The organism is Collinsella tanakaei (assembly GCF_030373545.1).
In the GTDB taxonomy this organism is placed as follows: Bacteria; Actinomycetota; Coriobacteriia; order Coriobacteriales; family Coriobacteriaceae; genus Collinsella; species Collinsella tanakaei_C.
Genome location: NZ_JAUDCO010000001.1, coordinates 76,528 through 103,246 on the forward strand (window position 1 = coordinate 76,528; position 26,719 = coordinate 103,246).

The 26,719-nt window shown below is 64.1% G+C and carries 26 protein-coding genes; 5 read left to right on the forward strand and 21 right to left on the reverse strand.

The window, feature by feature from the left end:
* The first annotated feature begins 38 nt into the window (after nt 1–38).
* On the forward strand, nt 39–1,682 hold the full coding sequence (ilvD, locus tag QUW00_RS00245; RefSeq protein WP_289612404.1) for a dihydroxy-acid dehydratase: 1,644 nt from the start codon (nt 39–41) through the stop codon (nt 1,680–1,682).
* Nucleotides 1,683–1,861: 179 nt separating this feature from the next.
* Here ilvD and QUW00_RS00250 read toward each other — a convergent pair whose 3' ends face one another.
* From QUW00_RS00250 to QUW00_RS00305, 12 genes are all read right to left on the reverse strand, one after another.
* Nucleotides 1,862–2,134: an HPr family phosphocarrier protein gene (locus QUW00_RS00250; protein ID WP_289612405.1), complete on the reverse strand. Its 273-nt coding sequence runs from the start codon at nt 2,132–2,134 to the stop codon at nt 1,862–1,864.
* A gap of 106 nt (nt 2,135–2,240) precedes the next feature.
* A complete protein-coding gene (locus tag QUW00_RS00255; RefSeq protein WP_289612406.1) occupies nt 2,241–3,329 on the reverse strand; it encodes an iron-containing alcohol dehydrogenase family protein in 1,089 nt (362 codons plus the stop codon).
* Nucleotides 3,330–3,444: 115 nt separating this feature from the next.
* Nucleotides 3,445–4,104, reverse strand: a complete 660-nt coding sequence (eda, locus tag QUW00_RS00260; RefSeq protein ID WP_289612407.1) for a bifunctional 4-hydroxy-2-oxoglutarate aldolase/2-dehydro-3-deoxy-phosphogluconate aldolase — start codon at nt 4,102–4,104, stop codon at nt 3,445–3,447.
* A gap of 68 nt (nt 4,105–4,172) precedes the next feature.
* The gene (locus tag QUW00_RS00265; protein WP_289612408.1) at nt 4,173–5,342 is read right to left on the reverse strand and encodes a UxaA family hydrolase; all 1,170 of its coding nucleotides are present in this window, start codon (nt 5,340–5,342) and stop codon (nt 4,173–4,175) included.
* Nucleotides 5,339–5,650, reverse strand: coding sequence for a UxaA family hydrolase (locus QUW00_RS00270; protein ID WP_289612409.1), 312 nt, complete (start codon nt 5,648–5,650; stop codon nt 5,339–5,341). The genes QUW00_RS00265 and QUW00_RS00270 overlap by 4 nt, the downstream gene beginning before the upstream one ends.
* Before the next feature lie 5 nt (nt 5,651–5,655).
* On the reverse strand, nt 5,656–6,228 hold the full coding sequence (locus QUW00_RS00275; RefSeq protein ID WP_289612410.1) for a hypothetical protein: 573 nt from the start codon (nt 6,226–6,228) through the stop codon (nt 5,656–5,658).
* Nucleotides 6,229–6,255: 27 nt separating this feature from the next.
* Nucleotides 6,256–6,972, reverse strand: a complete 717-nt coding sequence (locus QUW00_RS00280) for an HAD family hydrolase (protein WP_289612411.1) — start codon at nt 6,970–6,972, stop codon at nt 6,256–6,258.
* Nucleotides 6,973–7,064: 92 nt separating this feature from the next.
* A complete protein-coding gene (locus tag QUW00_RS00285; protein WP_289612412.1) occupies nt 7,065–8,057 on the reverse strand; it encodes an NAD(P)-dependent oxidoreductase in 993 nt (330 codons plus the stop codon).
* A gap of 46 nt (nt 8,058–8,103) precedes the next feature.
* On the reverse strand, nt 8,104–8,598 hold the full coding sequence (locus tag QUW00_RS00290) for a PTS sugar transporter subunit IIB (RefSeq protein ID WP_289612413.1): 495 nt from the start codon (nt 8,596–8,598) through the stop codon (nt 8,104–8,106).
* Between the two features lie 81 nt (nt 8,599–8,679).
* The gene (locus QUW00_RS00295) at nt 8,680–9,087 is read right to left on the reverse strand and encodes a PTS sugar transporter subunit IIA (protein WP_235422830.1); all 408 of its coding nucleotides are present in this window, start codon (nt 9,085–9,087) and stop codon (nt 8,680–8,682) included.
* Between the two features lie 29 nt (nt 9,088–9,116).
* Nucleotides 9,117–10,046 carry a PTS system mannose/fructose/sorbose family transporter subunit IID gene (locus QUW00_RS00300; RefSeq protein WP_289612414.1) on the reverse strand — a complete coding sequence of 310 codons (930 nt, stop codon included), beginning with the start codon at nt 10,044–10,046 and terminating at the stop codon, nt 9,117–9,119.
* A 44-nt stretch (nt 10,047–10,090) separates the two neighbouring features.
* Nucleotides 10,091–10,852: a PTS mannose/fructose/sorbose/N-acetylgalactosamine transporter subunit IIC gene (locus QUW00_RS00305; RefSeq protein WP_235422832.1), complete on the reverse strand. Its 762-nt coding sequence runs from the start codon at nt 10,850–10,852 to the stop codon at nt 10,091–10,093.
* Nucleotides 10,853–11,422: 570 nt separating this feature from the next.
* Between QUW00_RS00305 and QUW00_RS00310 the strand changes: the two genes are divergently transcribed.
* A complete protein-coding gene (locus QUW00_RS00310) occupies nt 11,423–12,274 on the forward strand; it encodes a MurR/RpiR family transcriptional regulator (protein ID WP_289612415.1) in 852 nt (283 codons plus the stop codon).
* A 30-nt stretch (nt 12,275–12,304) separates the two neighbouring features.
* On the opposite strand, the gene QUW00_RS00315 is transcribed toward QUW00_RS00310, so the two are convergent.
* The 5 genes from QUW00_RS00315 to QUW00_RS00335 form a co-directional block, all read right to left on the reverse strand.
* Nucleotides 12,305–13,072, reverse strand: coding sequence for an amino acid ABC transporter ATP-binding protein (locus tag QUW00_RS00315; RefSeq protein ID WP_289612416.1), 768 nt, complete (start codon nt 13,070–13,072; stop codon nt 12,305–12,307).
* 44 nt (nt 13,073–13,116) lie between these two features.
* A complete protein-coding gene (locus QUW00_RS00320) occupies nt 13,117–13,770 on the reverse strand; it encodes an amino acid ABC transporter permease (RefSeq protein ID WP_289612417.1) in 654 nt (217 codons plus the stop codon).
* Between the two features lie 82 nt (nt 13,771–13,852).
* Entirely contained in the window at nt 13,853–14,701 is an 849-nt protein-coding gene (locus tag QUW00_RS00325) for an amino acid ABC transporter substrate-binding protein (RefSeq protein ID WP_289612418.1), read from the reverse strand.
* Between the two features lie 408 nt (nt 14,702–15,109).
* Nucleotides 15,110–17,032 carry a fibronectin-binding protein FnbA gene (locus tag QUW00_RS00330; RefSeq protein WP_289612419.1) on the reverse strand — a complete coding sequence of 641 codons (1,923 nt, stop codon included), beginning with the start codon at nt 17,030–17,032 and terminating at the stop codon, nt 15,110–15,112.
* A 266-nt stretch (nt 17,033–17,298) separates the two neighbouring features.
* Complete coding sequence (locus QUW00_RS00335) at nt 17,299–18,348, reverse strand: branched-chain amino acid aminotransferase (protein ID WP_289612620.1); 1,050 nt, start codon at nt 18,346–18,348, stop codon at nt 17,299–17,301.
* A 198-nt stretch (nt 18,349–18,546) separates the two neighbouring features.
* On the opposite strand from QUW00_RS00335, the gene cysE reads away from it, so the two are divergent.
* A complete protein-coding gene (gene cysE / locus QUW00_RS00340; protein ID WP_289612420.1) occupies nt 18,547–19,266 on the forward strand; it encodes a serine O-acetyltransferase in 720 nt (239 codons plus the stop codon).
* Nucleotides 19,267–19,407: 141 nt separating this feature from the next.
* Here the strand turns inward: cysE and QUW00_RS00345 are convergent, their stop codons facing one another.
* Nucleotides 19,408–20,040, reverse strand: a complete 633-nt coding sequence (locus QUW00_RS00345) for a DedA family protein (RefSeq protein ID WP_289612421.1) — start codon at nt 20,038–20,040, stop codon at nt 19,408–19,410.
* Nucleotides 20,041–20,284: 244 nt separating this feature from the next.
* On the opposite strand from QUW00_RS00345, the gene QUW00_RS00350 reads away from it, so the two are divergent.
* Both QUW00_RS00350 and QUW00_RS00355 read left to right on the forward strand, forming a co-directional pair.
* Nucleotides 20,285–21,124 (forward strand): alpha/beta hydrolase, encoded by an 840-nt coding sequence (locus QUW00_RS00350; protein ID WP_289612422.1) that lies wholly within the window; start codon nt 20,285–20,287, stop codon nt 21,122–21,124.
* A gap of 105 nt (nt 21,125–21,229) precedes the next feature.
* Nucleotides 21,230–22,117 (forward strand): alpha/beta hydrolase, encoded by an 888-nt coding sequence (locus QUW00_RS00355; RefSeq protein ID WP_289612423.1) that lies wholly within the window; start codon nt 21,230–21,232, stop codon nt 22,115–22,117.
* A gap of 142 nt (nt 22,118–22,259) precedes the next feature.
* Here QUW00_RS00355 and QUW00_RS00360 read toward each other — a convergent pair whose 3' ends face one another.
* The 3 genes from QUW00_RS00360 to QUW00_RS00370 form a co-directional block, all read right to left on the reverse strand.
* Complete coding sequence (locus tag QUW00_RS00360; protein ID WP_289612424.1) at nt 22,260–24,146, reverse strand: ABC transporter ATP-binding protein; 1,887 nt, start codon at nt 24,144–24,146, stop codon at nt 22,260–22,262.
* On the reverse strand, nt 24,136–25,887 hold the full coding sequence (locus tag QUW00_RS00365; protein ID WP_289612425.1) for an ABC transporter ATP-binding protein: 1,752 nt from the start codon (nt 25,885–25,887) through the stop codon (nt 24,136–24,138). The genes QUW00_RS00360 and QUW00_RS00365 overlap by 11 nt, the downstream gene beginning before the upstream one ends.
* Before the next feature lie 65 nt (nt 25,888–25,952).
* Entirely contained in the window at nt 25,953–26,438 is a 486-nt protein-coding gene (locus tag QUW00_RS00370) for a MarR family winged helix-turn-helix transcriptional regulator (protein ID WP_289612426.1), read from the reverse strand.
* Between the last annotated feature and the right edge of the window lie 281 nt (nt 26,439–26,719).

Genomic DNA, 26,719 nt, shown 5'->3' on the forward strand with positions numbered 1-26,719 from the left:
GCTCCGCAGAGGGGGAGCCGCAAGGAAAGGAGTTTTTCGTGGAACGCGCAATCGACAAGCTTGAGCCCTTCCAGCGGGCAATCACCAAGGCGCACCTCGCCTCCACCGGCGTTGCCGTCGATTCTCTCGAGAATCCCGACAAGCCCCTGATCGCGATCGCCAACAGCTGGAACGAGATGTGCCCCGGCCACGAGCCGCTGCGCCAGCTCGCGTCCGAGGTCAAGAAGGGCATCCTCGAGGCCGGTGGCGAGCCCATCGAGTTCAACACCATCGCCATCTGCGACGGCATCGCCCAGGGCCATGCCGGCATGCACTACAGCCTCCCGCACCGCGAGATCATCGCCGACTCCTGCGAGGCCCAGATCCTCGGCCTGAACGTCTTCGACGGCGTCGTCTACATGGCCAGCTGCGACAAGATCGTCCCGGCCATGCTCATGGCCGCCGGCCGTATCAACCTGCCCGGCGCCCTTGTGTCCGCCGGTCCCTGCTGGGACGAGATCAAGCCGAGCGACTCCAAGGCCCTGCGCGCGTCCTTCCTGCGCGGCGAGGCCACCGAGCTCGACGTCATCGAGGGCACGCTCAAGTACTACACCGGCCCTGGCATCTGCCCGTTCCTGGGTACCGCCAACACCATGTGCTGCCTGGCCGAGGGCCTGGGCATGATGGTCCCCGGCGGCGCGCTGCAGCCCGCCCCCACCGCCATGCGCCGCTTCCTGGCCCGCCGCACCGGCGCCGCCGTCGTCGACCTGGTCCGTAAGGGCATCAAGCCGAGCGACATCATGACCGAGGCCGCCTTCCAGAACGCCGTGACGCTGCTCGCCTCCATCGGCGGCTCGCTCAACGCCCTGCTGCACCTGCCGGCCATCGCCGCCGAGCTCGGTCTCGAGGTCACCTGGGCGCAGGTCGCCGAGACCACGAGCCGCGTGCCGCTGGTCACCAACATCACGCCCAATGGTGATATGTCCTGCATCAACCTCTACAAGGCCGGCGGCGTGCCCGCGGTCCTCAAGACCATCGAGAAGGATCTCGACACCTCCGTCATGACCATCAACGGCAAGACGCTCGGCGAGAACCTCGAGGCCGACATCAAGATCGACCGCTCCGTCATCCGCACGCAGGATGACCCCGCCTCCGTCGCCAACGGCATCCAGGTCCTCTACGGCAACCTCGCTCCCGAGGGCACGCTCGTCAAGACCTCCGCGGTGCCCGACGATCAGCACACCTTCGACGGCCCGGCCATGTGCTTCAACAGCGAGGAGGAGTGCTTCGCCGCCTACAACGCGCACAAGATCCCCGCTGGCACCGCAGTCATCATCCGCTACGAGGGCCCCAAGGGCGGCCCGGGCATGAAGGAGCTGCACCGCGTCACCGAGATCATGAAGGGCATCCCGGGCTCCGCTGTCATCACCGACGGCCGCTTCTCCGGCGCCTCCGGCGGCCTGTCCGTCGGCTATCTGTGCCCCGAGGCTGCTGAGGGCGGCCCCATCGCGCTGATCCAGGACGGCGACATGGTCCACATCAACCTGGCCGACAACGCGATCTCCTTCGACATCACCGACGAGGAGCTCGAGGCGCGTCGCCAGAACTGGACTCCGGTCGTCCATGACTTCAAGGGCAAGGTCCTCGCGCGCTACCTCAAGGAGGTCGGCCCCGCCAAGGACGGCGCTCTGCTCGGCGCGTAATCGCACGTCTCGCTCACAGCGCAGCGACTTAAGACCCGGTTGGCTCCCCGCCAACCGGGTCTTTTTCTGCCGCTCCGTGCACGGAATCGCCGGGACGGGAGGGGACGGGCCGGGAGGGGTTAAAACACCCCGATCGGCACAGGGCCAATCGGGGCGCGCAACGCGTATGTGCGGGTAGCTTACTCGCCGCAGCCGCTGTTGATGAGCTCGACGAGCGCCTTCACGGCCTCCTGCTCGTCCTCGCCGTCGGCGGCGATGCAGATCGTGGTGCCGCAGGCCAGGCCCTGGGTCATCAGCGCGAGCATGCTCTTGGCATTCACGCCGTCGCCCTCAGCATCGGCCTTCTTGACGGTGACGTTGGACTTGAAACCGGAAGCCGTCTTGCAGAACAGCGACGCCGGGCGGGCGTGCAGACCGGTGGCGTTGACGATCGTGGTCTCCTCAGAATACATGGGACGTTCTCCTTTTCTCCGCGAGCCGAAGGCTCGGTATCCCGCGCAGGCGCATCGCGCCCGCACATGTTGATCCTACAGTTTACCGTACCACGGCGAAGGGTCGCTACACCATCTCGCGAACGGCCTCGTGCAGGCGCTGACGGTCAGCCGGGTCGTCGCTGTTGTAGTGGCGGGAGTTGACGATGTACTCCTCGATGGTGTTGAGGTTCTCCTCGGTGGGCTCGATGCCGAGCTCGCCCAGAGTCAGCGGAAGATCCATCTTGCGCATGAACTCGCGCAGCTCGTCCTCCTTGTCTTTCAGGCCGTTGAAGTACAGCTGGCAGAACAGGCCCACGGCGACGATCTCGCCGTGAATGGCCTCGGCGGCCTCGTGCGTGAAGTGCGTGCGCACGCCGTCGTAGATCACGTGGGCGAGCTCCGACTGACGGAAGCTCTTGGTGGTGTTGGCGATCACGCCGGTGGTGATCACGTTCAGGAAGGCCATGTCGGTGAGGTTCTTGGTGACCTCGCCGGCGCGGTTGTCCTCGATGGCGGGAAGCGCGATCTTCTCGAGCACATCGTAGACGTAGGCAGCCATGTTGAAAGCCGTGAAGACGTCGATCGGCGTATCCTCGAGATGCATCTCGGGCTGGCCGTTCAGCATCTCGATCTTCTTGGCCATGGCGTCCATGATGCCGGCGGCGTTGTAGCGGTGCGGGCAGGCGGCGATCACGTCGAGATCCATGTACACGCCGTCGATCTCGTGGTCAAAACGCCAGGAGCGCAGCTTGCCGCCCTCGGCGGTGTACATGACGCTCATGCAGGTGAACGGCGCGCAGGTGGATGCGGACGTGGGGACGTTGATGGCGCCCAGATGCGCCACCTCGCCCACGGCCTTGGCAAGGTCGGTGATCTTGCCGCCGCCGACGCCGACGATCTCGTCGCAGCCGGCCTCGTGCGCCTTGGCGGCCAGCTCCTCGGCGCCCTCGTAGCAGCACCAGCCCGTCCAGATCTCAAGCTGCCACTCGACGCCCGCGGCCTCCATGCTCGGGACCAGACGGTCCTTGACCGCGTCCCAGGAGCGCGGACCGGCGACGATCAGCATCTTGTTGCCGAAACGCTTGAGCTCATCGCCCATCTGCTCCAAAAGACCGCGCTCACAGCGCACGCGACCGGCGCCAAACTTGATCGCGGTATCCAGTTCCACTGCCATAGTTCCCTCTTTCTCCCTTTTTCGATGCTCGTGAACAGGGTATCTTTCGACGCACGGCGGGCGCGATGCCCCTGCAGCCCACCGTGCGCCGGAAAGACCGTAACGGTCCGGCGGCTTAGCCGCGGATCTCGCGGACGGCAGCCGCGGCCTCGGCCGTCAGGGCCTCGACGCGCGAGAAGTCGCCGTCGGCGAACAGGTTGGGCTTGACCATCCAGGTGCCGCCCGCGGCGAGGATCGCCTTGGATCCCAGGAAGTCACGCACGTTGTCGGGGCTCACGCCGCCGGTGGGCATGAAGCGGTGGCCGACGAACACGGCGGCAAGCGCCTCGATGGCCTTCAGGCCACCGTAGAGGTTGGCGGGGAAGAACTTGGTGATATCGAAGCCCAGGTTGATGAGGGTCGTCAGCTCGGCGGGAGTCACGCCGCCGGGGATGAGGTTGATCTCATGCTCAAGGCACCAGTCGATGATGGCCATGTCGTAGCCCGGGGACACGATGAACTTCGCGCCCGCATCGACGGCCTTCTTGCACTGCTCGAGGTTCACCACCGTACCGGCACCGACCAGGATGTCGGGGCACTTCTCGGCCATCTCGTGGATGCAGTCGGCGGCAGCCGCGGTGCGGAAGGTCACCTCAGCCGCGGGAAGCCCGCCGGCAACCAGCGCGCTGGCCATGGGGACGGCGTCCTCGACCTTCTCGAGCACGACGACCGGCACGACGCCCGTCTTCTCGACCTGCTCGTAGAAACCATTGTTCTTCATGTACTCAGTCGACATCTTGCTTCCTCTCTCTTGTCGAGCTTACTTCCCGTTATATGCACCACAGGGTCGGCGCAGGCCTGCGCTTACGGCAGGCAGGTGCACCACACCTCCTGATTGTGGTAGATGGCAAAATCGTCAAAGCCCAAACGCTCCGCAGCGGGCTGCTCGCCGTCGCATACGTGCTCGAGCAGCTCGAGCAGGCTCGACCCGAGCTCGTCGATCGTCTGCGTCCCCTCGATGACGCCGGAGGCGTCGAAATCCATATTGTCCGCCATGCGCGCATAGGTCTCAGCGTTGCCCGTGACCTTGATGACGGGGATGAGCGGGTTGCCGATCGGCGTGCCGCGGCCCGTCGTGAAGATAAGCACCTGCGCACCGCCTGCCGTCATGCCGGACACCGACTCGATGTCGTAGCCCGGCGTGTCCATAACGACCAGACCGGGCTTCGTCGGCACAGCGCCATAAGGGACGACCTCCGCGATCTGCGAGGTGCCGCCCTTCGAGATGCCGCCCAGCGCCTTTTCCTCGAGTGTGGACAGGCCGCCGGCCATATTGCCCGGCGACGGGTTGGCGCCGCGCACGTCCACGCCCGCCGCGGCGAAGCTCTTCTCGAGCCCATGCACGATACGGTAGACGTCGTCGGAAACCTCGGGCGTGGCCGCGCGGGCCGCGAGGATATCCTCGGTGCCGATGAGCTCGGTCGTCTCGCCGAGCATCACCGTGCCGCCGGCGGCGACGACCGCATCGCTCACCGCGCCGACCACCGGGTTGGCGGCAAGACCGCTCGTGGCGTCCGAGCCGCCGCAGTTGGTCCCCAAGACCAGGTCGTCCAGGCCCATCTCGCAGCGCTCGACAGCGGCAGCCTGTTCCACAAGGGCGCGCGCAAGCTCGACGCCGTGCGCGACCGCGCGCTCAGAGCCGCCGCAGTCCTGAATCGTCATCACCTCGAGGGGCTTTTTGCTCACCTCGCGGATGCGCTCGGCAAGCTCGTAGGGCTTGGTGGTCTCGCATCCCAGGCCCACGAGCAGGGTCGCGAACACGTTGGGATTGAGCGCCAGGTTCACAAGGCAGCGACGCATGATCTCGATGCCCGAACCCACCTGGCCGCATCCCTTGGCACAGGGGACCGCTACCGCTCCCGGCACCGCTGCGGCGATGCGGCGCGCAACGACGTTGGCGCACCCGCACGTCGAGAGCACGAGCACATGGTTGCGGATACCTATGCGACCATCCGGTCGACGATAGCCCCTCATGCGCTCACCCCCGTCTTGACGCTCTCGATGACATGGACATGGACGTAGCCGCCACGGGCGACGTCAGCCGTCATGATGCCGATGACCTCGCCGTACTTATGCGCAAGCTGGCCTGTGGCAAGCGGCGCGAGGCAGATCTTGTGAAAGCGCGGGATGTCCTCGAGCGCGACGAGCTCGTCGACCGTATCGCCCGACTTCGTCCGCACCGACACGGTGTCGCCGGCGGCGACCGCATCGATGACGGTTGCGACGTCGTCGATCGGATCCATGATGAGCGCGCGCTTTGTCGAGGGGGCCTTGCTTTCCATCGCTCCTAGCCCTCCTCTTTCCCTACCTGGGACAGCGGGTCCTTGAACTCGCCGAACCGGATATCCGGGAAGCGCTCGGCCACATGGTCGCGCACCCACGCATACGTCTCGCGCATGCGGGAGCTGCGGACCCACAGGCCGGAGAGCTGCAGCACGTAATACACCTTGTCCGACCCGCTGGCGTCCATCTGCGCCTGCATGTCGGGCGTAATCTCGTCAAACTGATCGGCCGCTTTGTAGCCCATGATCTCGAGCATGAGGTCGTTGTTGCTCGCCGCCTTGAGGTCGACGCTCAGCACCTGGCTCCACGGCAGCGAGATGACGTCTTCGGGCTTGGTGAGGTCGGTCACCTCGTCGGCGGTGAACTCGAACAGGGGCCTGCGGTCGAGCAGCTTGCGCACGCAAAAGGCCGTGGCCACGACAAAGCACGCCGCGACGATGACCGCAAGAATCGGCCACACGATATTGCCGCCGCCCTGGGTGAAGCCGAGCGCGACGACGCACACGGCAATGACAACATACGACAGGCAGATGGCGACCAGCCGCCGCGCGTCGTTATAGACAACGAGTCTGTCCATGGGATAAACCTCGCAGAGATTCCAACGTTAGCGCAGGACTTCCATGAAGCCCACGACATCGGCCAGGCTATCGAACGAGAGGACCGCTTCGCTGCGAATCTTCTCGCGATTACCCACGGGCTGGTCCAGAATCGGATAGCCCTCGGTGACCGAATCCATATTCGTCAGGTCGTCGAAGATGAACGCCGACGTGAAGCCGCCTGCGTTGGCGGCGCAGATGCCCGCATAGCTGTCCTCGAGCACGAGTGTGTTGGCGGGATCGGCTCCGATGAGCCCCGCCGCCTTGAGGAAGATCTCGGGGTCGGGCTTGCCGTTTTCCACCTGCGTTCCGTCCACGATATAGGGGAACGCATGGGTGAGGTATTCGGCCTCGAGATACTCGTCGATCAGCGAGCGGACCGACGAGCTGGCGAGCGCGTAGGGAATGTTGCGCTCCTGCAGGTAGCTCAACAGCTCCAGCAGGCCCTTCTTCTTGCCCACACGGCCGTTTTGCTCCATGCGCACGGCCGTCTTCTGCTTCTTGATGTACTCGCGCCAGGTGACGACGTCCTTGTCCTCACCGAACGCGTGCTTGAGGTCGGCGACGACCTCGCGTTCGATCTTGCCGCAAAGGCTCATGTACAAAGCGGGGTTCATCTGGAAGCCGAATGCGCGCGCCGTGCGCAGATACGCGCGGTAGCACATGCGCTCGCTGTCGAAGATGAGGCCGTCCATGTCGAACAGCACAGCCTGAAACGGACCCACGGGTGCTCCTTTGCGGTCGATATGTCCATAAGAAAGGCCCGCACCCTCCTGCGGGTGCCGAAGGAGTGCGGGCCTGGGGGTGGAGCGAGCTGTTACGCCCGGATCTCGTTCACCGGCTCCTCGCCGGCGACGAAACGCTCAACGTCTCCCACACACTTCTCGCCCATGCCGCGCAGGCACTCCTCCGTGTAGGCGGAGATGTGCGGGCACACGAGAACCTTGGGATGGTTGAAGTAGGGGTCGTCGGCCGCAGGCGGCTCGTCGTGCATGACGTCGATTGCCAGGGCCTTGATGGTGCCGTCCGCAAGCGCATCGAGCATCGCGGGCTGATCGATAAGATCGGCACGCGCGTTGTTGACCACATAGACGCCCTTCTTCATCTTGGCGAAGCACTCGGCGTTCAGGATGTGGAACGACGTCGGGTTGAGGTCGGCGTTGAGGGTCAGGATGTCGCAGTTGGAAACCACGGTATCCAGATCGGTGTACTCGAAGTCGACGCCCTGGGCGCGCAGCTTGTCGGCCCAATCGTCGTGATGCACCGGGTCGCAGGCCAGAACCTTGAGGTCGTAGCCGCGAGCCAGGATCTCGACGACACGGGAACCGATGTTGCCGCAGCCGATGATGCCGAGCGTCTTGCCCGACACGCCGTTGCCCACGAACTTGGCGCGCTCGGCCCAACGGCCCTCGTTGGCCGCCACGTGCGAGTCGCTCACCTGACGCATGGCGTCAAGCAGGATGGCGACAGCGCCCTCGGCCACCGCGTCGCGCTCGACGAGCGGCGAGACCGTGGTAAGGATGCAGCCGGTCGCGTTGCAGGCCTTGACGTCGACGTTGTTGTAGCCGATGCCGTGACGCGAAAGCAGCAGCAGGTCGGTCTTGTGCTCAAAGAACTCCGCATCGAAAAACGGCGTCACCGAGGAGATGATGATGTTGTAGTCCTTGAGGGACTCGGCGAGCTCGGCGCCGTGGGCATCGCCCGCAACGCGCACGCGCTCGACCGTGCCGATCTTCTCAAGGCGCTCCATCTGGTCGGGGAAGCGGGTTCCGAACGACGAGGAGTTCACGATAGCGATCTTGTATTCCATAGGTGGAACTACCCTATCCCTTTCTGCGTGAACCGCGAAGGCTCAACTACTTGCCGCACTTGGCGAGGGCGGCGGCCAGGCCGACGTTCTCGGAGGACGGAATCTTCTGGAAGTAGACGGTGACGCCCGCGTCGCCGATGGCCTTGGCGATGTCGGCGTCGTCGTCGGTCAGACCGACGGACTCGATGACCTTGGTGGAGCCGGGCTTGATGGCGATGCCGCCGACGTTGAGCTCCTTGATGGGCACGCCGCCGTCAACGGCGACCTTGGCGTAGGCCAGCGACTTGAAGATCAGGGCTACCTTGTCGTCGCCGAACTGGTCCTCGTTCCAACGGTCGACAAGACCCTGGGCGGAGTAGACCTTGATCTTGAGGCCGCCGGTGGACTGGGTGGACTCGTAGATCTCCTTCATGAACTCATCGTTGGCGGTGGCATCGTCGATGACATAGGCGGTGTTGGTGCCCTTGCCCTTGGTCCAGACCTGCATGACCTGGCCGTGGACCAGACGGTCGTCGATGCGCGCGAGGGTGATCTCAGACATGGTGTTACTCCTATCCCTAGAGGGTGACTAAAAAGGGGCACATATCTCCCCATTAAGAGATATGTACCCCGTTGCGGCGAATTAGCCCTTGAGGTTGGCGCGATTGATGAGACGGGCACCCATCTTGCCGGCCTCGAGCGCGGTGTTGGCAAGCTCGTGGCCGTCCTCGGCGATCTCGAGCTGCTGGATCGTCTCGATCAGCATGGGCATGTTCACGCCCAGGATGACGTCGCAGTCGACCTTGGCGACGCAGGCGAGCGCCACGTTGGAGGGGCTGCCGCCCATGAGGTCGCACATGATGATGGTGTGCGCGCCCTCGGCGTCGTTCTTCTCGACGATCTCGAACGCCTTCTCGCGCAGGTCATCGACGGACTGGCCGGGCACGAGGCCCAGGGCGTCGACGTTCTCCTGCTCGCCCATGATCATCTCGGCGCTCTTCTTGAGCTCGATGCCGAACAGACCGTGGGTGATGATGAGGACCTTGTTCATGCGTATCGCTCCTTACAGCTCAAATCCGATTAGAGGATGCCGATGACCGCGAGCACGATCAGGATGACCGTGAAGCCGAGCATGGCCTGGGTGACCTTCATGCCCTTCTTCTGGAAGAAGAAGAACAGGGCCATAACGGCGATCAGGGGCAGGATGCCGGGGATGATGCCATCCAGGGTCTCCTGGAGCACGAAGGGCTTGCCGGACAGGTCGGCCTGGATCGGGGTGGTCAGCTTGACGTAGCTGGCCGCCATGGCGCCCATCATGAACAGACCGAGCACGCCGAGCGCGTCGATGATGGACTTGATGCGGCCGCCCTTCATGACCTCGAGCGCGGCGCGACGGCCCATGGTGTAGCCCATGCGGGTGAACAGGTAGCCGTAGATGAAGGTCGCGGTGGCGAAGCACACGAACGGCATGACGGCACCGAGCGGGTTGCCCTCCTGGCACAGGCCCAGGAACAGCGAGATGCAGATGTACTGAACGGTACCGGAGTCGATGGAGTCGCCGACACCAGCCAGCGGGCCCATCAGGCCGATCTTGGTGTTCTGGATCATCGTGGCGTCAAGCGCCTCCTCGCCGGCGTTGAGCGCCTTGGCGCGCTCCTCCTCGAGCGAGACGGTGATGCCGGAGATGATGCCGCCGCCCCAGACAGCCTGGGTGTTGAAGAACTGCAGGTGGCGCTGAAGGGCCTCGGCCAGGAAGACCTTGTTCTTGTAGAGCTTCTTGAGCACGGGGATCAGGCCGAAGCAGAACGCGGGGGCGATCATGCGGTCGAAGGTGTGCGGGACCTCGTTGGCCCACCAGAAGCGGAACCACGTCTTGAGGATGTCCTTGTTGGTGATCTCGTCGGGCTTGTTGGCCTCACCGAGCATCAAACGGGGATCGGCGTGAATCATGCCGTCTTCGTCTAGATAATCGTTGATATCCTGGGAAAGCTTCTCGACAGCTTCACTCATCGTAAAATCCCTTCCTTTCTATGGATAGCAGGGCTCGGGCGCGACTAGGCGTCGGCCTTCGTGGTGAACATGTTGTAGCAGAAGGCGATGATGACGCCGAAGACGGCCCAGGTGATCATCGTGATGCTCATGCCGGCCTGGGTGGTGAGCACGACCAGGAAGTAGGCCAGGAAGAAGAACACGAGCAGCTTGCGGGAGCCGATGACGTGCATGGTGATGGCGATACCGAGGGCGGCAAGACCACCGGAGACGACGTCGAGCGCGTGCAGCACGGGGCCGTCGCTGATCATGTTCATGAAGTCGGAGATGACCGGGGCGCCCAGGTACAGGGCGATGGTGATGGTCGGGACGAACAGCGCGAAGCCGATGAGGGAGGGCACGAGGCCGATCCACAGCTGCAGGTTGCGGGTGTCAGCCTTGAGGGCGCAGGCGTCCATGCGGCTCACGCAGATCGTGTTCAGGAAGAAGCGGAGCTGGTAGAGGTAGCTGCCCATGAGACCGACAGGCACGGCGATGGCGACTGCGGCCTCGGGGTCCAGGTCACCGATGCAGGCGACGGACACGGCGATGGCGGAAGCCACCGCGGGCTCGGAGGGCATAGCGCCACCGGGGGCGACGACGCCCATGTAGATCAGCTGGATGGTCGCGGTGACGATCATGGCCTGGTGCATGTCGCCGAGGATCAGACCGACCCAGAAGCCCGCCATAAGCGGCGAGAAACGCATGGTGAGGGTTGCATAACCGAGTGCGCGCGATTCGATTGCCGCAACAAACAGGGCAATCAGCAATGCTTGCAATAGTGTCATTATGCCTTTCCTTTCTCTCCTCTTTTCCGGAAGCGATGGAGTGCGTCCGCTCCATTTCCCCCTTCGCCTGGGCGCGGGCCCTCCACGCCAAGGCAGCCTTTGGGCACAGAGCCCCTATGACGAAGATTCTATGTGTTTTTATAGTGTCTCGAAAGAAAAAATTTTCCTAATTGGTGAACGGTGTGTAAGTTATCGTCTGCCGAATTTAGTACACATACAGCGCCGAAATGTGATACCGCTTACATGCGAAGTCACCTTTAATAGTTTCTGCTGGTAGATATCTGTTCTGTGCGTACGGCAAAATGTACTTCATTTTGTAGGTTTTTATCTCGCGGTCGTTAGAATGATTTATTATCGCTCGCATTTTACCGTTCACGCTTCTCGCGGCACCGTCCCCGGTCGCTTGGCCGCGTCTTCGTACTAGAAAATTATTTTTTTCTACTTCCGTTCGCGATATTTTTTCGTCCTGCGGTGCGGACGCCGCTATATTGAATACAAAGCGCGTCGCATCACGCTATATTCGCCGCGATGCGCCCTGTACCTGTCGCTCTACAATCCGGGAATCCCACGATGGCACGAAACACCGTTCTCCTTAAGATCAAGGCGCTCTCCCCCTCGCTTTCCACCAAGGAGCAGCGCATCGCCGACTTCATCCTCGACGACCCGCGCTTCGCCTCGCGCATGACCATCAACGAGATGGCCGCGCAGCTCGGCGTTGCGGACTCGACGGTGTTCAAATTTACCAAGAAGCTCGGGTACCGCGGATTCCGCGATTTCCGCACCGATCTGCTTGCCGAGGAGTTCGACCCGCAGATCTCGATCCACGAGAACGTGACCCCCGAGGACGACCCCCTCACGGTCGCCCACAAGATCATCCACTCGAGCGCCAAGTCGCTCAACGACACCCTGGCGCTGCTCAAGCGCGAGGATCTGGAGCTCGCGCTCGACTTTCTGCTCGGCAGCGCGCGCATTTCGTTTTACGGATGCGGCGAGTCGGGCGTCATTGCGATGGACGCCTACCAGAAGTTCCTGCGCTCGCCCATCCCCTGCCACGCCGTCATGGATTCGCACATGCAGCTCATGCAGGCCGCCATGCTCACGCCCGACGACTGCGCCGTCGTGATCACCCACACCGGCGCCACGCGCGAGATGTACGCGGTGGCCCAGCTGGCGCACAACGCCGGCGCGCGCGTCATCCTCATCACGAGCTACCCGTCGCAGAAGATCTCCGAGTTCGCGGACATCACGTTCGTCTCGACCTCCGACGAGACGCGCTACCGCCCCGAGTCCCTCTCCTGTCGCTACGCGCAGCTCGCCATCATCGATTCGCTCTACACGGCCATGATGTTCCGCCTGAGCGACGGCGCCGAGTCGCTTCACAAGATCCGCGAGGCCATCGACCTCATCAAGGACGAAAACTAGCCGACCGCACGCGATCGCACCCGACGTTTATCACGCGTTGTAACGGGCGAGGAACGCGCGCGTGCGCTCCTGCTGCGGGTTGCCCAGCACCTGATCGGGCGCGCCCTGCTCCACGATGGTCCCGCCGTCCATGAAGACCACACGGTCGGCGACGTCGCGGGCAAACGCCATCTCGTGCGTCACGATGATCATGGTGATGTCCTCGGCCGCAAGCTGACGGATGACCTTCAGCACCTCGCCGGTGAGCTCGGGGTCGAGCGCGGAGGTCGGCTCGTCAAAAAAGAGAATGTCGGGATTCAGGGCAAGGGCCCGCGCGATGCTTGCGCGCTGCTGCTGGCCACCCGAGAGCTGGCAGGGCACTTTGTCCTCGGTGCCGACAAGGCCCATCTTCTCGATAAGCGAGCGGGCCTGGCGCTCCGCCTCCGCTCGATCGCGCTTCTGCACCGCAATCGGCGCGTCCATGATGTTGCGCATGACCGTCATATGCGGAAACAGGTTATAGCTCTGGAAGACCAGACCGAAGCGACTCTTGGCGCGACGCAGCTCGTCGCCCTTGACGTAGGCAACCTGCCCTGTTGACCCCGTGCTCGCAACCGTGACGTCGCCGTAGCGCAACGAGCCCGCGTCGATGCGCTCGAGCATGGTCGCGCAGCGCAGCAGCGTGGACTTGCCACCGCCCGAGGGGCCGATGATCGCCACGACCTCGCCGGGCCGCACGTCCAGCGTGATATCGCGCAGCACGACGTGGTCGCCAAAGGCCTTGCCCACGTGCTCCATGGAAAAGATCGGCTCTGCCATCTTATCTCCTCGTCCTCGCCGGTTTTTGCGTCTCGCCGCGCGCGTCAGTCGTGATAGTAGTCCAGGCGCTTCTCGGCGATGCCGATAAGCGTCTCGACCAGGAAGTTGAACACCCAGTAAAACGCCGCCGAGATGGCAAACGGCACCATGCTCACCTGCGAGGCGACGAGCGCCTTGGCGGTCGAGAACATCTCGGCCACGCCGATGGCGAAGGCGAGCGACGTGTCCTTGACCAGGGTGATGATCTCGTTGCCCATGGCGGGCAGGATGCGCTTGACCACCTGGGGCAACACGATGCGCACGAAGGTCTGCACGCGCGTATAGCCCAGGACCTCGGCGGCCTCGTACTGGCCGCGCGGGATGGACTGGATGCCGCTCCGGTAGATCTCGGCGAAGTACGCCGCGTAGTTGATGATGAACGCCACGATGCACGCCTGCCATTTGGAGTCGGGCGTGAGCTCGATGCCGAAGACGTAGTACGGGGCGAAGTAGATGGCGAACATCTGCAGCATGAGCGGGGTGCCGCGCATGATGGAGATGTAGACGCGGGCGACGGCGCGCAGCGGCGCGAAGCGGCTCATGCGCGCAAGCGCCACCGGTACCGCGAGCGGTATGGAGCCCACGAGCGTGAGCACGAAGATCTGCACGGTGGTGCCGAAGCCCTCCAGCAGCATGCCTGCCATCGTCGTGATATCCATGCGCATCCCTTCAGCGAAATGGTGGGAAAACAGGGACAGTCCCTATTTTCCCACCGGGTAATCCATGCGTATGCGAGGTGCGTTACTCGAGCACCCAGTTCTCATAGGACAGGCCGTACTCGGCGTACTTGTCGCACAGCTCGGCAACCGTGCCGTCCTCGTCCATCTCGCGCAGGGTCTGGGTGACCTGCTCGGCGAGCGCCTCGCTGCCCTGCTTGAAGCCCACGGCGTAGTGCTCCTCGGACAGCATCTCGGGCAGCTGCACGTAGGCGTCGGGCTTGGCGGACATCTGGTACTCGGCGATCGACAGGTCGCAGGCCACCGCGTCGACCGCACCGGACTCGAGCTGCATGAAGGCCGTGTTGTACTCGCCGATCTGGTCGAGCGAGGCAAACGTGGCGGCAAGGCTCGCCTGATCGCCCTCGAGCACGTCGAGCGCCGCGGAGTCGACCTGCGTGATCACCGTCTTGCCGGCAAGGTCGTCGAAGCTCTCGATACCGCTATCGGCTTTGACTACGATGACCTGGCCGTTGAGCATATAGGGCGCCGAGAAGGTGTAGTCGTCCTCGCGGCCCTCCATGGTGAAGCCGTTCCAGATGCACGTGATGGCGCCCGAGTCGAGCAGCGTGTCCTTGGCATCCCAGTCGATGGGCTCGTACTGGACCTCCCAGCCGTTGCGCTCGGCGACCTCGGCGGCCAGATCGAGGTCGAAGCCGGTGAACTCGCCGTCATCGCCCACGTAGCCGTAGGGCGGATACGACTGGTCGAAGCCCACGACGAGGGTCGAGATGTCCGCGGAGGTGTCCTCGGCCGGCGCGGACGAGCCGGCGCTCTCGTTGGACGCGGGAGAGCCGCCGCACGCCGACAGCGCGAACGCGAGGGCGAACGCCGCGACGGCGGCGACGAGCGACGGGAAGCGCTTGCTTTTCATGGTGAAACCCCTTCGGTGTATTCGCCAGCCCACATGGACCGGCGCTGCAATGCAACGGCAATCACTTTACTATGATGGAGTGCTTCAAGCAAGGACTTTCTTTTTCGTCGGCGCAACAGGTGCAGGAGCCCAGGACAGCCAGGACGCCACGTCCCGAACCGCCCTTCCGGTCCGATGTCTTTTGCCGATCTTCGCGAAGTGAGTGCTTCATTTAGAAACCTGTGAGTATACCGAGACATAAGACCGACAACGGCGCAGGTAGATAAATTGCTACTGTCAGGGTATACGAAGGGGTCTCGAATTTAAGCACTCACTTCGCGCAGATCCGAGGGCCTACAGCGAAAACCCGCCCGCGCGCTCGCGCGCGGGCGGGTTTTCATAGCGAATCATGCTGTCCGAGCGAAGCTCCTACTCGCGGAATCCATCCTCGAAAGGCACGCGCGTCCCGCGGCCCTTCTTGCCGGCGACCACGGCGCCGGCGCCGATGGCGGACAGGCCGGCGGAGACCGCAAGGCCGATGCTTGCAGCGTCGGCGGTCGCGGGCAGTTTCTCGCGCTCGTCGGCGGTCGCCGCGTGCTCATCCTTCTTGGCGCGCCCGGCGTCTTCGCCCTTCTGCTCCTCGGACGTCGAGGTGTCGTTGCCGGGGTTCTTGCCCTGCTCGTCAGACGTCAACGTGTCGTTCGCAGTGGAATCGTCGGTCTCGGTCTTTTCCTGGGTGCTCGCCGAGGCGTCCTCGTCGTCGGCAGACGGCGAGCCCTCCGTCGAGGCGCCGTCGGCCGAGCCGGCATCGCTGTCGGAGCTGTCGTCGGTGGAGTCGGCGGCGTTATCGGAACCGCTGCCGCCGTCGGAATCGCCGCCAGCGCCAGAGCCGTTGTTGCTCGCGCCGTTCCCGGCGCCGGAACCGCCCTCGGAGCCGGGGCCGCTGTTGCCGGTATTGCCCTCGGCACCGCTGTCGTCACCGTTGTCGGAATCGTTGCCAGATCCGCTGTCAGAGCCGTTGTCGCTGTTCGAGCCGGAGCCGTTATCGGCGTTGCCGCCAGAACCGTTGTCGGCGTTGTCGCCCGACTCGTTATCGGAGCCGGCGCCGTTGTCGGTCGTGCCACCGGTTACCGCATCGTTCGCGGGCGGCACGGGCTTGGGCGCGCTCCCGTCGTCCGACGAGGGACCGTTACCCGCGGGCTCGTCGCTCTCCGAGCCATCCGGCTGCTCGCCGTCCCCGTCTCCGGGTTGTTCGCCCTCGTCGCCGGGCTTCTGGTTGCCGTCATCAGCATTCTGGTTGCCGTCCCCGGGCTTCTGGTCGCCGACGTCAGCATCCTGGTTGCCGTCACCCGGCTGCTCGCCGCCCTCTTCGGGCTTATCGGCCTGGGCCTCATCCTCGGCGATGTACTCCAGGCAGGTCGCGCGCTCGCGCTCGTAGCGGGCGCGATAGCTGGCAGCCCACTGTCCACCGACGTTCTCGACGACCGCGTCGCACAGCGCGTTCACGAACTCGCGGTCGGTCATGTCGTCGGTCAGCTTGGCCAGCTTAAAGTACTTCTGGCAGCCGCCCGAACCGAACAGGTTGCACATGCCCCAGGCCAAGCCCTTCACGCAGTCGGCGCGCCCGGAGATGTCCACGCCGAACGTGTTGCGCAGGATGCGCTCGACCGGCAGGTAATACTCCTGATACGCGAAATCGTCCTGCAGCGCGGAGAACTCGCTCGGGTTGGCCGCATATGCCGCGTGCCAAGCATCCTGCGCGAGCTGGCCGATCTCGGTCAGGCGCTTGGTCGATGAATCGTAGATGTCACCCGAGCGGAGCTCATCGCCGCGCTCGATGACCGGCTCGAACATCGCATAGGTGTCGGGGTCGTAGGCGTAGCACGCCTCCATGAACTCGACCAGCGAATAGCGGCGGTCAAACTGGTAGAACCCCATGGCGTTGTAGCCGTCGTAATAGCTGAAGCCCTGATCGTAGTTGCTCCCGCTCTCGTTCTCGGCGAAATACTTCATCTCGCTCGACAGCGAGTTCGGCGAGATGTTCATGGCGCGGCTCGCCATGAGCGAGTTGACCGACAGCATCATGATCGAGGGCATGCCCTGGGCCTCGGCCCTGGCCGCAGGATCATCGACGTACGCGTCGGCGCGGTCGAAGTCGCCGGGCGCCGGGAGCTCCTCGGACGCCTCGTCCTCTCCGGTGCCGGTGCCGTCGGCGGATGTACCCTCGGCCGCGACAAGCGCGTCCTCGGAGTCGGTATCGGTATTAGCAAACAACGTGGACGGGGTTGCCGCCGTGCCAAACGCCAGCGTTAGGGCGAGACCGGCAGCGATAGCCTGGTGCTGAGACTTCATTGCTCCTCCTTGGTTCTGCGTCTCCTGGCGGAGATGGTGCGGTAAAGGTGTGTTTGCGACAGAGCGCACAGAGGTGACGCTATTATGCCCAACGCGCAGCACTCTTACAACGTGGGTCAATCGGCGCTCACATCCTGCCGACAACCGCGCGCCACGGAGCGCACGCCCTTTTCGCGCATGACCATCGAGCTGCGGTTTTAACGCAAAGGCCCGGGAGCCGCATGTGCGCGCTCCCGGGCCTCGATACCCTATGGGTGCGTTTGGCGTTAGCAGATCTCGACGACCCAGCCCTCGGGCCCCTCGAGCTCACCGGCCTGAATGGCGGTCAGGGTCTCACGGAGCTTGGCCATGACGGGGCCGACCTGCTCCATACCGCTTGCGAACACGATCTCGTCGGCGCCGTTGACGACCTTGCCCACCGGGCTGATCACAGCCGCGGTACCGCACATGCCGCACTCCACGAACTCGCCGGCCTCGACCTCGGAGAACTTGACCGGGCGCTCGACGACCTCCATGCCGAGCATGTCGGTGGCGACCTGCACCAGCGAGCGACGCGTAATGGAGGGCAGAATCGAGTCGGTCGCGGACTGCGGCACCACGAGCTTGCCGTCGCGGTCGACGAACAGGAAGTTCGCGCCGCCGGACTCCTCGACATAGGTGTGGGTCTGAGGATCGAGGAACATGTTGTCCGCGAAGCCCTCGGCGTGCGCCTGAACGCTCGGGTACAGCGACATCGCGTAGTTGAGGCCCGCCTTGATGGCGCCGGTACCGTGGGGCGCGGCGCGGTCGTACTCGGGAACCTTGACGGCCACGGGCTTGACGCCACCCGAGTAGTACGGGCCCACGGGCGTCACGAGGATGCGGAACTGGTACTCGTCGGCCGGCTTGACACCGATGACCTCGCCGGTCGCCACCATGAACGGGCGGATATAGAGGGTGGCGCCCGAGCCGAACGGCGGCACCCATGCCTCGTTGGCCTTGACGACCATCTTCACAGCCTCGAGGAACTTGTCCTCGGGGAACGGCGGCATCACGATACGGCGTGCAGAGTCGGCCATGCGGCTGGCGTTGAGGTCGGGACGGAAGCAGACGATCTTGCCGTCCTTGGTGGTGTAGGCCTTAAGGCCCTCGAAGACCTCCTGACAGTAATGGAAGATACCGGCGCACTCGGAAAGCGTGAGCGTGTGGTCGGCGGTCAGGCCGCCCTCCTCCCAGGCACCATCCTTGTAGTTGCAGACGTAGCTATAGTCCGTGGGACGATACGCGAAGCCGATGTTGCCCCAATCGATATCCTTCTTTTCGACCGCCATGTTGATCTCCTTTGTTGTTTCGTGCTGCCGTGCTGAGCGAGCATGCGGCGTATTGCACGATTCTACTCCCCTTGGGTGGAGTGAGCGAAGTTTTTTACATTCGTATAACAGCACCCGGCTGACAAGGGTGGCGACAACTTTAATCCTAGCAATTCGCTATAGATTCGTTATACTTAGCCCATTCGCGAGACGAGGGGAGCCGCCATGGGCTTCATCACCACCATCAAAGAGGACATCGCTGCCGTCAAGCACAACGATCCGGCGGCGCAAAACGGATTCGTCATCTTTCTGTCGTATCCGGGCCTTCACGCCAAGTGGATGCACACGCCTGAGCACTGGCTGTGGAACCATGGCGCGCGCAGCCTCGCGCGCATCGTCTCGCAGGTCACCCGCTTCTTCACCGGCGTCGAAATCCATCCGGCAGCGCAGCTCGGACGCCGCCTGTTCATCGACCACGCCATGGGCGTCGTGATCGGCGAGACGACGATTGTGGGCGACGACTGCACTCTCTACCAGGGCGTCACGCTTGGCGGCACGGGCAACGAGGTGGGCAAGCGCCACCCCACGCTCGGCAACAACGTCACCGTGGGCAGTGGCGCCAAGGTGCTCGGCAACATCACGATCGGAGACAACGTCCGCATCGGCGGCAACTCCGTCGTGGTCAAGGACGTTCCGTCGGACTCCACCGTGGTCGGCGTGCCCGGGCGCGTGGTTCGCCGCAACGGATGCCGCGTGATGGCCGAGAGCTTTGACGCCAAGCTGCACCGCGAGAGCCTGCCCGACCCCGTCGAGGAGGCATCGCGCCTGAACCGCGAGGGCATCGCCGGCAACGCCCGGCGCATCCACGAGCTCGAGCAGCAGGTGGCGGAGCTCACGGCACTCGTCAACGAACTCGCCGGCAAGCACGACGAAAACGGCGCATAAAGAAGGCGGACCGCCTGGCCCGCCTGATGTCTGTTTTGATGTGCGTCCGGGTGCGCCCCGTGGCGCCGCCCCTGGTGGCCGCCCCCTCGTACAGCACAAGATGTCCAAGGGCGAAGCCCATATCAGCCCCGTCCCCTTGAGCTATTTGTTGTCTTCGCGCAGGTTAGGGATGATGCGTTTGACGACCCAGAAGGCCACGACGATGACGGCGACGATGATGAGGATGATCTTCACGATATCCGAGAAGCCCTCGACCTGCGCGGTCACGCTCTCCCAGGCACCGCCCGCAGCATAGCCGAGGCTGCACAGGACGGTGTTCCACACGGCGGATCCCACCAGGGTGTACAGACTGAAGCGCACGACGTTCATCTTCGCCGTGCCCGCGGGGATCGAAATCAGGCTGCGCACCACGGGAATGCAGCGGCACAGCAGCACCGTGATCTGCCCGCGACGGTCGAACCAGCCGATGGCCTTGGAGACGTCATCGGACTTGAATCCGAGCAGGCGCATGGGCTTCGTGTCGAAAAAGCCCTCGAGGCGATCCTGTGAGAGCAGGCGACCGATGCCGTAGAGCACGAACGCGCCCACGACGGAACCGGCGGTCGCCGCGACGATCACGAGCGGCAGCTCCATGCTGGTCTGAATGACCAGGAAACCCGACAGCGGCAGGATGAGCTCGCTGGGGATGGGCGGAAACACGTTTTCGAAGAAGATGAGGCCGAACACGGCAAGATAGCCGAACTGGCTGATAAACGAAAAGAATGCGTCTTCCATAGACACCCTTCTGATCTGCACGCAATGCCGCTCCATGATAGCGGCACCGCACATCCCCGTCTTGCCATGCACCGGAAACCCACGAGATGAGAACGCAAATCTGACGAGGCAACGAGAACGCATGACACGACGATGCGCCCTTGTCGTGCGAGCGCACCCCTTTTGTCGGACCCCTGTCGCACCTCCCCGCGAGCTGGTACCGGTATACTGGCAGGGTATGATTTCGCAACCCGAAGGAGCCTCCATGGCCAGCATCAGTGTCGATTACTACTCCTCATCGCTCATGCGCACGACGACGCTCAACGTCATCCTGCCGTTCGACAACCCCAACGACGCCTGGGCGGTCGACGCCGCCCTGCGCCGCGACCCGCATACCTGGGACGCCGCCCCCTATCCCCCGCGCAAGGCGCCGTTTCGAACGCTCATCCTGCTGCACGGCATCAACGGCAACCACACCGACATCATCTCGGAGACCCGCATCGCCAAATGGGCGGCCGAGCGCGAGCTCGCCATCGTGATGCCGTCGGGCTACAACGCCTTTTACGTGGACAACCCCGAGACGCACAACTACTTCGGCCGCTTCGTGGGCCTGGAGCTTCCCCACGTCGTGCGCCGCATGTTCCCGCTGTCCGAGCGCCGCGAGGACATGTTCATCGGTGGCATCTCCATGGGTGCCTACGGCGCGCTGCGCAACGGCTTCAAGTACGCCGAGAACTTCGGCGGCATCATCGCCCTGTCCTCCGCCATGATCATCGACAACTTCGACGCGCTCATCCGCGACGAGCCGTTCTTCCTGTCGCGCCCCTTCCTGGAGTCCACGTTCGGCGACCTCGATCACGTGATCGACTCCGACAAGGACCCCGCGCGCCTGGCGGCGGACGTCGTGTACTGCGACCGTCCGCGCCCGCGCGTGTTCATGGCATGGGGCAGCTCCGACCCGCTCGCACAGCCCAACCGCGTGCTCGCGGCGCGTCTACGCGGCACCGGTATCGAGGTCGAGCAGCGCGAGCTCGCCGGCGGCCACGACTGGGACTTCTGGAACGAGGCGCTGCCGCAGGCGCTCGATTGGCTTCCGTCGCGTTAATCGCACCGACAAGCGCACGTGACGGGCGCGCAGCACGTATCATGGAAGGGGTATAACCCCCTACGACCGAAACACGAACGCGGCTTCTCGAGGGAGAGATTCGCTATGGCATTGCTCAAGGTCGACTTTTACTCCAATTATCTCCAGCGCAACGTCATACTGACCGCTGTCGTCCCCGTCGACAAGATGGACGGCGCCAAGCGCGCCAAGCGCCGCCAGGGCCCGTATCGCACCATGTACCTGCTGCACGGCCTGTTCGGGCGCGACTACGACTGGATCGACAAGACCCATGTGGTCGAGACCGCCGAGGCGCGCGACGTCGTGGTCATCATGCCGTCGGGCGAAGACGGGCTGTACCTCGACAAGCCCGAGATCAACGAATGGCACGGCAAGTTCATCAGCGAGGAGCTTGTCGACGTGACGCGCCATCTGTTCCCGCTGTCGCGCAAACGCGAGGACACCTGCCTGGCGGGCATCTCGATCGGTGCCTACACCGCGCTCATCAACGGCCTGCTGCGCCCCGACCGCTTCGGCAGCATCGTCGCGCTGTCCGGTGCGTTCATGCGCGACCGTGTGCTGGAGGCGGTCGAGTCGCACAGCCCGCGCAAGCGCCGCTCCTACGAGCGCTGGTTCGGCGATCTGGACACGGTCATCGGCAGCGAGAAGGATTACGTCGCGCTCATCGACCGCTTCAAGCAGGACCCCGACCTGCCTAGACCTAAGTTCTACGGCGCGTGCGGTGAGCACGACAACCTGTGCGAGAACAACCGCGAGGTCGTGCACCTGCTCGAGGACGCCGGCTTTGACGTGACCTACTGGGAGCCCGAGATCGGCTCCCACGAATGGCCGTTCTGGAACGCGTGGATCGACTGCGCGCTCGACTGGTACGCACCCGGCGAGATGAAGCCGAGCTCGGCGGAGGTCGACTACTCGGGGCTCACCACCCTGCGCCCGCCCAACGAAGGCAAGTTCGAACTCAAGGGCGAGGAGTAACACAAGGCGCGCGGCCCCACGGCGGGACCGCGCGCTTTTTTCGACAAGGTGGCCGACGAGTTTGTATCTGTCACCATCTTGTCTGACGCCCGATGTGAAATACGTCGGACGTTTCCCACATCGGGCGCTCGGGCTGCGTCCCCTACATGAACTGGGAGTTATACAGCGCCGCGTAGGCGCCGCCAGCTTCGAGCAGCTCCTCGTGCGTGCCCTGCTCGATGATCGTGCCCGCGCTCATGACCAAGATGAGATCGGCGTCCACGATGGTCGATAGGCGATGCGCGATCACAAAGCTCGTACGCCCGGCCATGAGGTTTTCCATCGCGTGCACGATGGCGTGCTCGGTACGCGTGTCCACGCTCGAAGTTGCCTCGTCCAGGATGAGGATCTTGGGGTCGGTCAGAATCACGCGCGCGATCGTCAGCAGCTGCCGCTGACCCTGGCTGATGTTCTCGGCGTCGTTTTCGACCCGCGTGTCGTAGCCATCGGGCATCGTGCGGACGAAGAAGTCGACGTGCGCCATCTTGGCGGCGCGCACGATCTCCTCGCGCGTGGCGTCGGGGCGGCCGTACGCGATGTTCTCGGCAATCGTCCCCTCGAACAGCCATGCGTCCTGAAGCACCATGCCAAAGTTCTGCCGCAGCTCGGCGCGGCTCATGGCATGCGTGTCCACGCCGTCGAGCGTGATGCGGCCGCCGTCGATCTCGTAGAAGCGCATGAGCAGGTTGATGAGGGTCGTCTTGCCCGCGCCCGTCGCGCCGACGATGGCGATCTTGCGACCCGGCTCAGCGGTGAACGACACGTCGCGCATGAGCGGGCGCTCCGGATCGTAGCCGAAGCGGACGTGCTCGAACGCCACGCGGCCGCAGACCGGCTGCTCCACGTGCGCCGCGAGCTCGGGCGCCGGATCGGGTTCGATCTCGGCCTCGTCGAGCACGTCGAACACGCGCTCCACGCTCGCCAGCGCGCTCTGCAGCGTGTTGATGGTCATGGACATCTGCGTGAGCGGCTCGGACGCCTGCATGATGTACTGGAAGAACGCCTGGAACGTACCGACGGTCAAACGTCCGGCGACCAGCATGGCGCAGCCGATGACCGCGATGACCACCTGGCACAGGCGTCCCACGAAGCGGATCGCGGGCGCGGCAGCGTTGGTCAGAAAGTCCGCGCGCCGGCTCGCGTCGGCCAGCTCCTGCGAGAGCCGGTGGATGTCGGCCGAGCTCGCGCGCTCGCGGTTGAACGCGCGGATGATCACACGGCCGCTGTAGGCCTCCTCGACCGCGCCGGTGAGATGCCCCACCCACGACTGGCGCTCGGCCGCAAGCGCGAGCGTGCGCTTGGCGGCGATCTTGGTAAGGAGGATCGCGAGCGCCGAGAACACAAGGAAGATGCAGGCCAGAAGCGGGCTGTACACGAACATCATCACGATGGCGCCGCACACGCTGCCGATGGACATGAGCAGGCGCAGCAGGCCGGTCTGCAGCACCTCGGACATCTTGTCGAGGTCGTTGGTAGCGCGACTCACCACCTCGCCGGGCTTGTGCGAGTCGAAAAACGCGAGCGGCAGGCGGTTGAGTTTGCGCGCGATACGGTTGCGCAGCATGAGGTTCAGGCGCTCGGCGAAACTCGCCATGGTGAAGGTCTGCGCGGAATAAAACGCAAACGCGAGGGTCCAGATGCCCAGGTAGATTGCGATATCGCGACCGCCGTGCTCCCAGGTGACGACAAAGTCGCGGCCCTGGGCGAAAGCGGCCTGGATCTCGGTCCACAGCAGGTCGATAACGTGCGCGCTGTACGCCGGCGCCGCAACGCTGAAACCGGTGTAGAACACGATGGAGACGATGACGACGACGAAGCGCCAGTGCTGGCCGCGCGACTCCGCCCACAGGCGACGCACGGTGCCCCAGGTATCGCGCGGGACCTCGGGGGCGTCCTCCTCAGATGCCGCACCGGTCGTGACAAGCTGCTCGTCCAGCGGGACCTTGTCCTGCTCGCGCTCGTCCTGCTTGAGCTCGTCCTTACGCGCCATGGCGCTCACCTCCCTTCATCTGCGATTCCGCGATGGCGCGGTACACCTCGCAGCTCTCCATGAGCTCCTCGTGCGTGCCCTTGCCGGCAACCGTACCGTCCTTGAGCACGATGATCTGATCGGCATGTAGGATCGTTGAAATGCGCTGCGCGATGATGAGCACCGCGGCGTGGCGCGTCTCGGGCTTGAGCGCGCGACGCAGGGCGGCATCGGTCTTGAAGTCGAGCGCTGAGAAGCTGTCGTCAAAGATGTACAGGTCGGCGCGCTTCATGAGGGCGCGCGCGATGGACAGGCGCTGGCGCTGGCCGCCCGAGAAGTTCGTACCGCCCTGCGCCACGCGCGCCTCCAGGCGCCCGGGCTGCTCGTAGACGAACTCGGCCTGTGCGACCTCGATCGCGTGGCGCATCTGCGTCTCAGAGGCCTCCTCGTTGCCGAAACGCAAGTTGCTGGCGATCGTGCCGCTGAACAGCCATGCCTTCTGCGGCACGTAGGCGATGCGCTCGTGCAGCTCGCTTTGGGCCATCTCGCGGATGTCGCGGCCGCAGAACCTCACCGCACCGTCCGTCACGTCGTGGAAGCGCAGCAGGAGCTTGGCCACAGTCGACTTGCCCGACCCCGTCGAGCCGATGATCGCGGTCGTCTGCCCGCGACGGCATACGAAGTCGAGGTCGTGCAGGGTGTCCTCATCCGCATCCGAGAAGCGGAACGTCGCGTGGTCAAACGCCGCCACGACGTCGGACCCTGCCGTATCGCCGGCGTCCGCGGCCGCGTCCGAGGCCGCTTGGCCATCTAGGATCTCGGGCGTCAGGCTGATGACCTCGTCGGCGCGATTCAAGCAGGCGATGGCACGCGGCAGCGTGAGCGCGACCATCTGGGCCGCCATGATGTAGAACAGGATGAGCATGGCGTACTCGAGCACCGCCGAGATGCTCGCGATCTCCATGGCATGCGCGCCCACACGGTCGCCACCCAGCCACAGCACCGCGACCTCGGTGATATTCATGAGGAAGAAGCTTGCCGCATCCACGCCGGCGAACATCATATTCACCTTGATGGCCGACGACGCGTAATCCGAGAACACCTCGTCCAGACGACGCTCCTCGTGCCGCTCCTTGGTGAAGGCACGGATGACGCGCACACCGATGATGCTCTCGCGCAGCACGATGTTCATTCGGTCGATGAGCTTTTGCAGGCGCATGAAGATCGGTGCCGCGTTGGCAATGGTCAGCGCGGCGATCACGAGCACGACCGCCGTCACCACGGCGAGCAAAAGGCCCATCTGCCAATCGATCAGGCAGGCCATCGTGATGCCGACGACGCACAGAAACGGCAGCGGCAGCACCATCTGGATCGTCGCGATGATGGACTGCTGAATGACGTTGATGTCGTTTAAGGTGCGCGTGATCATCGAGCCGGTGCCGAACCGCTCGAAGTCGCTGCTCGAAAACGCCAGCGAGCTGTCGTAGATGGCGTTACGGATGTCGCGACCGACGTTGGACGACAGGCGCGCGGCGAGATAGGCGCCGGTGAGCGCGCCGCCGCTCGCCAGCATGGAGGCGCCGAGCATGAACGCGCCGCCGCTGATGAGGTGGTCGAGGTCGCCGTTGGCGATACCGGTGTTGACCATGTTGGCCAGCATCGTGGGCACCAGCAAGGTGCCCGTGTTGTCGAGCAACAATACGATGAGCGTGATGGCCACGAGCTTCTTATAGGGCTTCAAGAATCGCATGAGCAGCTTCATGCGGGAATCCTTTCCGTTCGTACCGTTTTACCTGCCGATGTTATGCGCGTGCGCATGGGGCACGCTCACTCGCCCGCCGCGAACTCGGTGCGTTCAAACTCGGCGGCGAGCGCTTGGGTGTACTCGCGCGCAAGGGCGAGCAACGCGATGCGGTCCTCGGGAGGAAGCGCGCAGAACGCGCGGCGCTCCGCCTGCTGAGCGGGAACGATGTAGCGCGCGGCAAATGCGCGGCCCTCGTCGGTGAAGGATGCCACCTTGTTCTTGCGGCTCCCCTCTTCGAACGCCAGCTCGATCAGGCCTTTTGCCTCGAGCGATTTGATCGCCGAGTTGATGGTCTGCTTGCTGAACGCCCATGAGTCGGTCAGGCTGCGCAGCGCGATCGAGCCCTCTCCCCGCTCGATGTCGTACATCATCCAGTACGCGCAGGTGGAAAGGCCGCATCGTCGCGCGAACCCGTAATAGATGCGATCCGCCTCTTTGTACAGGCAGTCGAGTTCCCTCGGGTCCGTGGGTGCCTTGGCGTGCGGGGCGGGCATCGCGTCGTGCTCCATACCATCGCTCCTCGTGGGTCAGCATTCTGTCCGATTTCGGATTTCCTCGGGGCATTGTAGTCCGATACCGGATTATCGTCAACAATGCTCGTGCGGCAGCTCTTCAAGAATGATGGGGCCTCGTGCGTGCGACACGCACCTCTTGCCCCGGCAGGCGCACCATCCTGACGTGTTTCCGAACCAAACAAACGGTCTGGGTCCGAGCGCGCAAGGCGAGATTTCTCTGCGTCGCTTAGCTCACTTCTGGCCCAACGGCTTCAACGACTCCCGTCATCCCCCGG